The sequence below is a fragment of the Citrobacter sp. wls826 genome (assembly GCF_005281245.1).
Taxonomy (GTDB): domain Bacteria; phylum Pseudomonadota; class Gammaproteobacteria; order Enterobacterales; family Enterobacteriaceae; genus Citrobacter; species Citrobacter braakii.
The window spans coordinates 208,485-216,806 of record NZ_SZWS01000061.1 but is presented as its reverse complement, the minus strand read 5'-3'; the positions used below and the strand labels follow the sequence as shown (position 1 = coordinate 216,806).

The window sequence follows — 8,322 nt, the reverse complement described above, 5'->3', positions numbered from 1 at the left end:
CTCCCGTGTGTGGGAGCCATTTTTATAATCAGCTTATTGCTTACGCGTTCAGCAGTTGCTCAGCTGTCGCTTTCACGCTTGCCAGCAGGACTTTGACATCCTCCAGACACACCGTTGGGTTCAGCAGCGTCAGCTTCAGGCAGGTTACGCCATCTGCTTCGGTCACGCCAACGTTGGCGCTACCAGAAGCCAGCAAAACGTCGCCAATACGCTGGTTCAACAGCGCAACGAACGCCATGTCGTCACTGTGCGGACGGAAACGGAACAGCACGCTTGCCAGCTGCGGCTCCATCACCAGTTCCAGGTGTGGCTGAGTTTTCACAAACGCAGCCACATCACGCGCCAGCGTTACGCCGTTATCAATGATTTCGGCATACTGCTTTTTGCCCAGCGCTTCGAGACCCATCCACAGCTTCAACGCGTCAAAACGGCGCGTGGTCTGCAGCGATTTCGACACCAGATTCGGTACGCCCGCCTCTTCATCAAAATCAGAGTTCAGGTACGCCGCCTGGTAACGCATCAGCTCGTAGTGGCGCGCGTCTTTCAGCAGGAACGCGCCGCAGCTGATAGTCTGGAAGAACTGTTTGTGGAAGTCCAGCGTCACGGAATCCGCCAGTTCAAGGCCGTTCAGGAAGTGACGATACTGCTCAGAAAGCAGTAACGCCCCGCCCCATGCTGCATCCACATGCATCCAGATCTGGTGTTCTGCCGCCAGCGCCGCAATGTCCGCTAACGGGTCGATTGCACCCGCATCGGTAGTACCAGCAGTGGCGACAATCGCCATCACCTGTTCGCCGTTGGCTTTCGCCTGGGCCAGCTTGTCTTTCAGGTCAGCCAGATCCATGCGTGAGAACGCATCGGTCTTCACCTGGGTGACGGAACGGTAACCCAACCCCATCAGCGCCATGTTCTTCTGCACAGAGAAGTGCGCGCTTTCAGAGCAAAATACTTTGATTTTGCTCAGGTCGCCGGTCAGACCATTCTGCTGAATGGAATGCCCCTGGCGGGCAAAAAAGGCGTCGCGCGCCAGCATCAGGCCCATCAGGTTGCTTTGGGTGCCGCCGCTAGTGAACACGCCCGCGTCGCCTGCCGCATAGCCCACCTGCTCACGCAACCATTCGATCAGTTTGATCTCAATGATGGTCGCCGACGGGCTCTGATCCCAGGAGTCCATACTCTGGTTGGTGGCGTTGATCAACACTTCTGCCGCCTGGCTAATCACCAGGCTCGGGCAGTGCAGGTGCGCCACGCACTGCGCATGGTGAACCAACAAGCTGTCTTTCAGAAAGTATTCAACCGCACGCTCAATAGCGGCCTGGTTGCCCAGGCCCTGAGACGTAAAATTCAGGTTGATACGTTCGCGCAGTTGCTCAACGGTTTTGCCCTGATACATCTCAGGTTGCTTCAACCATTCAACGACCGCTTGCGTACTCTGCTCGATAGCGTCCTGGTAGGCAGCAATGCTTTGTGCCGAGCCGGACAGAATCGGATTTACGTCTGACATTCGATCCAACTCCGTTTAAACCGGCTTCACGCCAGCGCCCAGCAGGGCATTTTCGAATTTATCGAGGAAAATCTCCAGCTCTGCGTTGGTGATCAACAGAGACGGCAGCAGACGCAGTACGCAACCGTTACGGCCGCCACGCTCAAGAATCAGGCCGTTTTCGAAACATTTTTTCTGCAGCAGCGCGGAAAGCTCGCCATCGGCCGGGTAGCAGCCCATGTGATCCTGCGCTTCGTTCGGCTTAACGATTTCCAGACCAATCATCAGGCCCAGACCACGTACCTGGCCGATAACCGGGTAACGTTTCTGCAGGTCAGTCAGTTTGTCTTTCAGCCACTCGCCCTGGGCAGCAACTTTATCGGCAATCTTGTCGTCTTTGAGGATTTTCAGCGTTGTCAAACCGGTCGCCATCGCCAGTTGGTTGCCGCGGAAGGTGCCAGTGTGATGGCCCGGAGCCCACGCATCGAACTGCTTTTTAATGCCCAGTACCGCCAGTGGCAGACCGCCGCCAACCGCTTTGGACATCACGATGATATCCGGCTCAATACCGGCGTGTTCGAAGGCGAACAGTTTACCCGTGCGCGCGAAGCCAGCCTGAACTTCATCAATAATCAGCAGAATGCCGTGTTCCTGGGTCACTTTACGAATACGCTGCAGCCACTCGATCGGAGCCGGGTTTACCCCGCCTTCGCCCTGCACCGCTTCGAGGATCACGGCAGCCGGTTTACGCACGCCACTCTCAACGTCGTTGATCAGGTTTTCGAAGTAGTAGGTCAATGCTTTGACGCCAGCGTCGCCGCCGATACCCAGCGGGCAACGGTACTGATGCGGATACGGCATAAACTGCACTTCCGCCATCATGTTGCTGACGGCTTCTTTCGGCGACAAGTTGCCGGTCACGGACAGCGCGCCGTGGGTCATCCCGTGGTAGCCGCCGGAGAAGCTGATGATGCTGGAACGGCCGGTAACTTTCTTCGCCAGCTTCAGCGCCGCTTCAACGGCATCGGCACCGGACGGCCCGGTGAACTGCAGGCAATACTCTTTGCCCTGGCCCGGTAATAAAGAAAGTAAATACGATGAGAATTCATCTTTTAACGGTGTGGTAAGGTCAAGCGTATGTAACGGTAAGCCGCTTGTGATGACACTTTGAATGCTCTGCAGCACTTCAGGATGATTATGACCAAGCGCCAGGGTTCCGGCACCTGCCAGGCAATCAAGATATTGATTATTTTCTACGTCAGTAATCCAGACGCCCTGCGCTTTAGCAATCGCTAATGGCAGTTTACGTGGATAGCTGCGGACATTAGATTCAAACTCAGCCTGTCTTGCTAAAAAGGTATCATTGCTCTGTGGTAATGAATTAGCACTTAAAGTATCAATACGGACTTTATCCGTCATCATATCACTCCTACAACCAGGTGTAGATTAACGCCTGATTGAATAAATGGTTATAAGGGTTACCTGTAAAAAAGCGCGGCTAATATATGTTGTTTTAGCCCTGGACTCAATCATTTATTTCTCAACACATTTAACAGGTGCTTTTCCTTTATAATTCAAAGTGTAACAGACACCCTTCATTACGAAATCCTAAAGAAACATATCTATTTAATTAACAATTACCGTAGCCAATTGCAACGCATACGATGTTATAAAAACCATGTGATTTTCATGTTTTTATTATTTTTTTACACGTTTTTACCATTAATAATGTACGCGTTTTCTTGTTACGACATGATTTTTCACTTATTTGTCGATAAATCGAATAAAAAAGTCGATCCCTAAATATAAATCACTTAGTATGGCGCGCTTATTTGCAGGCTATGTAAATAAAATTAATGCGCAGCACCCGGTAACGCGTACAGGCGACACGCGTTTTCGACAACAGGAATTCCCTGGGTTGTCAGCAGAAATGTTCGCGGGCGGACATTTCGTAAGGCGAACACCGTTTCCCCTTATGCCGAGAATGAAAATTTTCTAGCCATACTTTTATGGCGCCCTGATATGAGATTGTTATGACTCGCATTTATCCACCATCCGTCGTTGCCAAATTTGGCGGCACCAGCGTCGCTGATTTTGATGCGATGAACCGAAGCGCCAGCATTGTCCTTGCTGATCAAGATGTCCGTTTAGTCGTACTGTCTGCTTCAGCAGGCGTTACAAACTTACTGGTCGAGCTTTCTGAAGGTCTGGAAACGCATCAACAATTAGATAAGCTTGAGACCTTACGCGCCATCCAATACAACATTATTTCCCGCCTGAAGCAGCCGTCCGTTATCAGCACGGAAATCGATAATCTTCTCAACAATATCCGCCATCTTGCACAAACGGCGACCGTTTCACCGTCTGATGCGCTAAGCGATGAATTGGTCAGTCACGGCGAGCTGATGTCCTCTTTACTGTTTACTGAAGTCTTACGTGAACGGCATGCCGAGGCCGGGTGGTTTGACGCCCGCAGCGTGATGCGTACCAACTCCAGTTTCGGCTGCGCCGAACCCGAACTCGGTACCTTGCACCACCTGGTGGAGACTCACCTGCGCCCTCGTCTTGAGCAAGCGATTATGGTGACCCAGGGGTTTATCGGCCGGGATGCCGCAGGGCATACCACTACGCTGGGACGCGGTGGTAGTGATTACACGGCGACGCTTCTCGGTGAGGCGCTTCACGCCGCACGCGTGGACATCTGGACCGATGTCGCAGGGATCTACACCACCGATCCGCGCATTGCGCCGCGGGCCAAACGGATTGACCACATCTCATTTTCCGAGGCCAGCGATATGGCCGCCTTCGGTGCGAAGGTCCTCCACCCGGCTACGCTGCTTCCGGCAATGCGCAAAAGCATTCCGGTCTTTGTTGGCTCAAGTAAGGATACGGCTGCCGGTGGTACGCTGGTGCATAACACCACCGACAACCCACCTCGCTATCGTGCGCTTGCCGTGCGCCGTAAACAGACGCTGTTGCGATTACATAGTCTGGAGACACAACCGTCCGGTTCTTTCCTGGCGCAGTCCTTCGCCATTTTAGCTCGCCACGCGGTCACGGTGGATTTGGTTACAACCTCAGAGAACAGTATTGCGCTGGCGCTGGACGCGACTCACGCAACCTCAGGTGAAGATCATATACTGACCAGCGCATTGTTTACCGCATTATCCTCCCACTGTCGTGTGGAAGTGGAAACCGGACTGGCATTAGTCACTTTGGTGGGGAATCGACTGACTCAGGCGGCGGGAGTTTGCAAAGACGTTTTTGCCTGGCTTGAAGGGCAAACGGTGCGAATGATTTGCCACGGCGCGTCAAATGACAACCTGTGTTTCCTGTTGCCCGCTGAAGACGCGGATAGCGCGGTTAAAACGTTACATTATCGGTTATTCGAATAACGTTTCTTATATTCCATAGCGAATATAAAAGTGCGTTCTATGCAAGGATAATGAACAAGCAGAGTCCTGGTTTTTCAACCAGGACTTTGTATTCAAACCGCAGCCCTCTCTACCGGGAAACGATTTAGTTATGACGATGAGTGGTATCACCGCGACGACAGCGTTTGTCATAATGGCGTACCCACCAGTAACGGTCACTGATTTGCTCGTGCCCGCCCACTCTGGCTCCCGCCAACCACAGAACACCACCTACAAAAATACTGAGCACGGCACCATGTGCGAAAAACTGTGGCAGATTAAATTGCGGCAATTGGTTTAAAATAGAGTAACCAACACCCCCCACCATCACCACCAACCCTAAAGCCATGAGCACGTTACCGAGTAACGAAGCGTTTTTGCGTTTCATGTGTCACCTCCGGAACTTTGGGTTGCTACAGGGAATACCCCTAATCCTTATGTGTAAAGTATAGACAACACTGCCGTTCGCAAGTGCGGGAGCGATCACAATTACAAACACTCGCGCAACAAAACTTTACAAATAAGCTACTGAACATACTCAATTTCTAATAGTCCATTTGTGCAATTATTCAGTTTTTGGCGATTAGAACGCAGTTTTTTGTCAAGAGCAGCATCAGACAGTAAACTACACGTCGTTTATGGAAACACTCAGGACAAAACACGTGACGATTAAATTGATTGTCGGCCTGGCGAACCCCGGCGCAGAGTATGCGGCAACGCGACACAACGCAGGCGCATGGTATGTCGATTTACTGGCAGAGAGATTACGCGCGCCCCTGCGTGATGAGCCGAAATTCTTCGGCTACACCTCCAGAGTAACGCTCGAAGGGGAAGATGTCCGTTTGCTGGTACCGACCACATTTATGAATCTCAGCGGCAAGGCCGTGGGTGCGATGGCCAGTTTTTATCGTATCAACCCCGATGAAATTTTGGTCGCGCACGACGAATTAGACCTGCCGCCTGGCGTGGCAAAATTTAAGCTCGGTGGCGGTCATGGCGGACATAATGGCCTGAAAGACATCATCAGCAAGTTGGGCAATAACCCCAACTTTCATCGTTTACGCGTGGGAATTGGTCATCCGGGTGATAAAAACAAAGTTGTCGGATTTGTTTTAGGCAAACCGCCTGTTTCAGAACAGAAGTTAATTGATGAAGCAATTGACGAAGCGGCACGTTGTACCGAGATTTTATTCAAAGATGGCCTGACCAAGGCAACGAGCCGGTTACACACCTTTAAAGCGCAATAAGCAGGGATGTGCGGCATTTTTCTCGCGTGCTGTGTATAATAGGCAGAGTTATTTACTTTTCTACAATCTGTTTTCCATAACAGGTTGAATATCAAAAGATTAAGGTGATTTAAACATGGGATTCAAATGCGGTATCGTCGGTTTGCCAAACGTAGGCAAATCCACCCTGTTCAACGCGCTCACAAAAGCGGGTATTGAAGCGGCAAACTTCCCGTTCTGTACTATCGAGCCGAACACAGGTGTTGTCCCGATGCCCGATCCGCGTCTGGATCAGTTGGCCGAAATCGTCAAACCGCAGCGTATCCTGCCAACAACGATGGAATTCGTCGACATTGCCGGTCTGGTAAAAGGCGCGTCCAAAGGCGAAGGTCTGGGTAACCAGTTCCTGACGAACATCCGTGAAACCGAAGCTATCGGCCACGTGGTTCGCTGCTTTGAAAACGACAACATCATCCACGTTAATAACAAAGTGGATCCGGCTGACGACATTGAGGTTATCAATACCGAACTGGCGCTGTCTGACCTAGATACCTGTGAGCGCGCTATCCATCGCGTACAGAAGAAGGCTAAAGGCGGCGATAAAGACGCTAAAGCGGAACTGGCTGCACTGGAAAAATGCCTGCCACAGCTGGAAAACGCTGGCATGCTGCGTGCGTTGAAAACGCTGACCGATGAAGACAAAGCGGCTATCAAATACCTGAGCTTCCTGACGCTGAAGCCAACGATGTATATCGCCAACGTCAACGAAGACGGTTTTGAAAACAACCCATACCTCGATAAAGTGCGTGAAATCGCCGCAGCTGAAGGCTCCGTGGTTGTTGCAGTTTGCGCTGCCGTTGAAGCTGACATCGCAGAACTCGATGATGCTGACCGTGAAGAATTCATGGCTGAAATGGGTCTGGAAGAACCTGGTCTGAACCGCGTTATCCGCGCTGGTTACGAACTGCTGAACCTGCAGACCTACTTCACCGCTGGCGTGAAAGAAGTTCGTGCATGGACCATTCCTGTTGGCGCAACGGCTCCGCAGGCCGCGGGTAAAATTCATACTGACTTCGAGAAAGGCTTTATCCGCGCACAAACCATCGCTTTTGAAGATTTCATCACCTATAAAGGTGAACAAGGCGCGAAAGAAGCCGGTAAGATGCGTGCAGAAGGTAAAGATTACATCGTTAAAGATGGCGATGTGATGAACTTCCTGTTCAACGTCTAAATAAAACTTCTCGTCTCATGAGGTTTCATCAAATCTCATGAATATTGAAAAAGTCTATAAAATCCACGCAATTGCGTGGATTTTTTCATTTCATAGAGTGTAAATCCATCTCGTAACGAGACAGTACAAACAAGAGCTCGTTATGCTCACCGGAATTCAATGCGGTAATGCTAAACCTAAAGTTGGCCTGGACCACGAAGTAAAACCTTACAGGCAAAAAATAATCCTCAGATGTCCCTGCCGTTTTATGAATTTCATTCATAGCGGCTATTTAATGTGCGTAATTATCTTTCCTCCCGACTTCGTTAGTCTTGGTCACATGCTGACACACTCATTATGTCCTGATATGACCAGCCTGAGTGGCTGGCCAAAGGTATCGTCTGATAGGGGTTAAATACTCTTATCGAAGAAGACGTCCAGCTTTTGCAAAGCCTTGTCGACGTACTCAGGAACCCAATACGTCTCGATATGGGTAGCGCCATCGATCAGGAAGAGTTCTTTGTCTTTTGTACCGGTGGCTTTCGCAAACGCATCTTCCGTCATATAGAGCGTGTCGGCTTTTGTACCAGCAATCATCAGCAGCGGTTTATTGATGAGATTGATATGGTCCGTAACGTCAAAACTCATCAAATCTAACAGGCTGCTTGTCGTGTATTTAAACGTAGAGTTCGGGTGCGCGTGAGTTTTCCAGTAGTACTCATAGCCCTGTCGATATAAGGCAAAGGGTAACTTAGCGATCTGTTCATCAGTCAGATTGGCATCACCGGAGTACAGGACTTCGCCTCCGGAAGCTTCCTGAGCACGTGCGTCAGAAGCCTGCTGAAGACGCTGCTGAATAGTATCCAGCTGTGAGTCCTGAAAACCGTTGCGGCGCACCAGGCCTGAATTAAACATGCTGATGGTTGCGATCGATTTAAACCGTTGATCCGTTTCGGCCGCAACAAGTGAATAACCGCCACCTCCGCAAAC

At 50.7% G+C, this 8,322-nt stretch carries 7 protein-coding genes; 3 read left to right on the top strand and 4 right to left on the bottom strand.

What is annotated here, in order from left to right; all coding sequences use genetic code 11:
• Positions 1–40 precede the first annotated feature (40 nt).
• Together FDW87_RS18535 and FDW87_RS18530 are read right to left on the bottom strand one after the other, a co-directional pair.
• Entirely contained in the window at positions 41–1,504 is a 1,464-nt protein-coding gene (locus FDW87_RS18535) for an aspartate aminotransferase family protein (protein ID WP_016156743.1), read from the bottom strand.
• A gap of 15 nt (positions 1,505–1,519) precedes the next feature.
• Positions 1,520–2,905 carry a diaminobutyrate--2-oxoglutarate transaminase gene (locus FDW87_RS18530; protein ID WP_049042865.1) on the bottom strand — a complete coding sequence of 462 codons (1,386 nt, stop codon included), beginning with the start codon at positions 2,903–2,905 and terminating at the stop codon, positions 1,520–1,522.
• Positions 2,906–3,516: 611 nt separating this feature from the next.
• Here FDW87_RS18530 and lysC point away from each other — a divergent pair.
• Positions 3,517–4,878: a lysine-sensitive aspartokinase 3 gene (lysC, locus tag FDW87_RS18525; protein ID WP_137380041.1), complete on the top strand. Its 1,362-nt coding sequence runs from the start codon at positions 3,517–3,519 to the stop codon at positions 4,876–4,878.
• Positions 4,879–5,002: 124 nt separating this feature from the next.
• Here lysC and ychH read toward each other — a convergent pair whose 3' ends face one another.
• Positions 5,003–5,284: a stress-induced protein YchH gene (gene ychH / locus FDW87_RS18520; protein ID WP_016153301.1), complete on the bottom strand. Its 282-nt coding sequence runs from the start codon at positions 5,282–5,284 to the stop codon at positions 5,003–5,005.
• 274 nt (positions 5,285–5,558) lie between these two features.
• Between ychH and pth the strand changes: the two genes are divergently transcribed.
• Positions 5,559–6,143 (top strand): aminoacyl-tRNA hydrolase, encoded by a 585-nt coding sequence (pth, locus tag FDW87_RS18515; RefSeq protein WP_016153302.1) that lies wholly within the window; start codon positions 5,559–5,561, stop codon positions 6,141–6,143.
• A gap of 115 nt (positions 6,144–6,258) precedes the next feature.
• On the top strand, positions 6,259–7,353 hold the full coding sequence (gene ychF / locus FDW87_RS18510; RefSeq protein ID WP_016153303.1) for a redox-regulated ATPase YchF: 1,095 nt from the start codon (positions 6,259–6,261) through the stop codon (positions 7,351–7,353).
• A 390-nt stretch (positions 7,354–7,743) separates the two neighbouring features.
• On the opposite strand, the gene FDW87_RS23040 is transcribed toward ychF, so the two are convergent.
• A partial coding sequence (locus tag FDW87_RS23040; RefSeq protein ID WP_252363246.1) for an alpha/beta hydrolase occupies positions 7,744–8,322 on the bottom strand: 579 nt, incomplete at its 5' end.